The organism is Burkholderia sp. LMG 13014 (assembly GCF_905232215.1).
Lineage (GTDB): Bacteria > Pseudomonadota > Gammaproteobacteria > Burkholderiales > Burkholderiaceae > Burkholderia.
Window position 1 is genome coordinate 1 of the sequence record NZ_CAJNKE010000812.1, and the last position, 2147, is coordinate 2147.

2 protein-coding genes are annotated in these 2147 nt (G+C 68.1%); both read left to right on the plus strand.

Annotated elements, in window-relative coordinates; translation table 11 throughout:
- Positions 1-801: aldehyde dehydrogenase family protein (locus JYJ84_RS34890; protein ID WP_205190144.1), on the plus strand; the 801-nt coding region annotated here is incomplete at its 5' end.
- Positions 802-815: 14 nt separating this feature from the next.
- Positions 816-1943 (plus strand): NAD(P)-dependent alcohol dehydrogenase, encoded by a 1128-nt coding sequence (locus tag JYJ84_RS34895; RefSeq protein WP_175220503.1) that lies wholly within the window; start codon positions 816-818, stop codon positions 1941-1943.
- The last annotated feature ends 204 nt before the right edge of the window (positions 1944-2147 follow it).

Genomic DNA, 2147 nt, shown 5'->3' on the forward strand with positions numbered 1-2147 from the left:
GACGGCGCGGCCGGTGCGGCGCTGGTCGCCGATCCGCACGTCGCGATGATCCAGTTCACCGGCTCCACCGCGGCCGGGCGCAAGGTCGGCGAAGCAGCGGGCCGCCACTTGAAGAAAGTGTCGCTCGAACTCGGCGGCAAGAACTCATTGATCGTGCTCGACGACGCCGATCTCGAGCGCGCGGTCGCCAACACGGCATGGGGTGCGTACTTGCACCAGGGCCAGATCTGCATGGCGACCGGCCGCGTGCTGGTGCAGCGCGAGATTCACGACCGCTTCGTCGCGAAGCTCGTCGAGAAGGCGCAAAGCCTGCGGGTGGGAGACCCGGCGACCGCGGACGTCGGCCTCGGCCCGCTGATCAATGCCGCGCAACGCGACCATGCGGCGGGCCGCGTCGAGACGGGCGGCGGCCATCGCGACCTGTTCTTCGAGCCGACCGTGCTGAGCGGCGTCGCGCCGGGCAATCCGGCGTTCGACAACGAGATTTTCGGGCCGGTCGCGGTCGTCGTGCCGTTCGATACCGACGAGGATGCCATCGCGCTCGCGAACCAGAGCGAATACGGGCTGTCGATGGCGATCCTGTCCGCCGACGTCGGTCGCGCGCTCAGGATCGGCGAGCGGTTGAATACCGGGCTGTTGCACATCAACGACCAGACGGTCAACGATGAAGTGATCAATCCGTTCGGCGGCGTCGGCGCATCGGGCAACGGCTCGAGCATCGGCGGCAGCGCGAACTGGGAAGAATTCACGCAGTGGCAGTGGCTGACGATCAAGGGTGACGCGCCGCTGTACCCGCTTTGACAAGGAGACCGACCATGTACACCGAAAACGATACACGCGTGATGACCGCAGCCGTGGCGCGCGCCGCCGGCGCGCGCTTCTCGATCGAATCCGCCCGGATCCGTGCGCCGCGCGGCGACGAGGTGCTGGTGCGCGTCGTCGCGACGGGCTTGTGCCACACCGACCTGATCGTGCGCGACCAGTACTACCCGGTGCCGCTGCCGGCCGTGCTCGGTCACGAGGGCGCCGGCGTGGTCGAGGCGATCGGCCCGAACGTGAAGACGCTCGCCGCGGGCGATCACGTCGTGCTCACCTATGGCGCGTGCGGCCACTGCACGTCGTGCGTCGGCGGTCACGGTGCGTACTGCCGACAGTTCTTTCCGCTGAATTTCGGCGGCGCCGACGCCGACGGGCAGACCGCGATCCGCGACGCAGCCGGACAGCCACTGCACGATCATTTCTTCGCGCAGTCGTCGTTCGCGAGCTATGCGCTCGCACGCGAGAACAATGCCATCAAGGTGCCGACGGAAGCGCCGCTCGAACTGCTCGGGCCGCTCGGCTGCGGAATCCAGACCGGCGCCGGCGCGGTGATTCATTCGCTCGCGGTGCGTCCGGGCAGCAGCTTCGCGAGTTTCGGCGCAGGAGCGGTCGGCATGAGCGCCGTGATGGCCGCACGCGTTGCGGGCGCCAGCACCATCATCGCCGTCGACATCGTGCCGTCGCGGCTCGCGCTGGCCCTGGAGCTCGGCGCGACGCACGCGCTCAACAGCAAGGACGTCAACGTCGTCGACGCGATTCGCGAGATCACCGGCGGCGGCGTCGACTTCGCGCTCGAATCGACCGGGTTGCCGGCCGTGCTGTCGCAAGGGATCGACGCGCTCGGCTCGCGCGGCACGATGGGCGTGGTGGGGGCACCGAAGCTCGGCACGAAGGCCGAATTCGACGTGAACAGCCTGCTGCTCGGCGGCCACACGATCCGCGGTATCGTCGAAGGCGATAGCGTGCCGCAGACGTTCATTCCGCAGCTCGTGCAGCTCCATCTGCAAGGGCGGTTTCCCTTTGACCGCCTGGTGAAGTTCTATCCGCTCGAACAGATCAACCAGGCAGCGGAGGACAGCAGCAACGGCCTGACACTCAAGCCGATCCTGCGTTTGCCGCAGTGAGCACGGGGCGCCGCCGCCGTGGGCGACCCCGAGTCGACCGCGCGCGGCGGCGCCCCCGCGGAAAACACGCCGTTTCGGACACTGGGCTATATTGCGAATTCGCGCGACACGCCGGGCCGGTACGCCCGGCCCGGACATTCGACCCCATATGGAACGCAGCGTGAAGATGGCCTCTGAATCCCTTTCACGGCCCGTCGACCTCGA

Bases quoted from the DNA above. Each gene is read 5' to 3' on its own strand.
- JYJ84_RS34895 (WP_175220503.1), top strand. From the start codon at position 816: ATGTACACCGAAAACGATACACGCGTGATGACCGCAGCCGTGGCGCGC.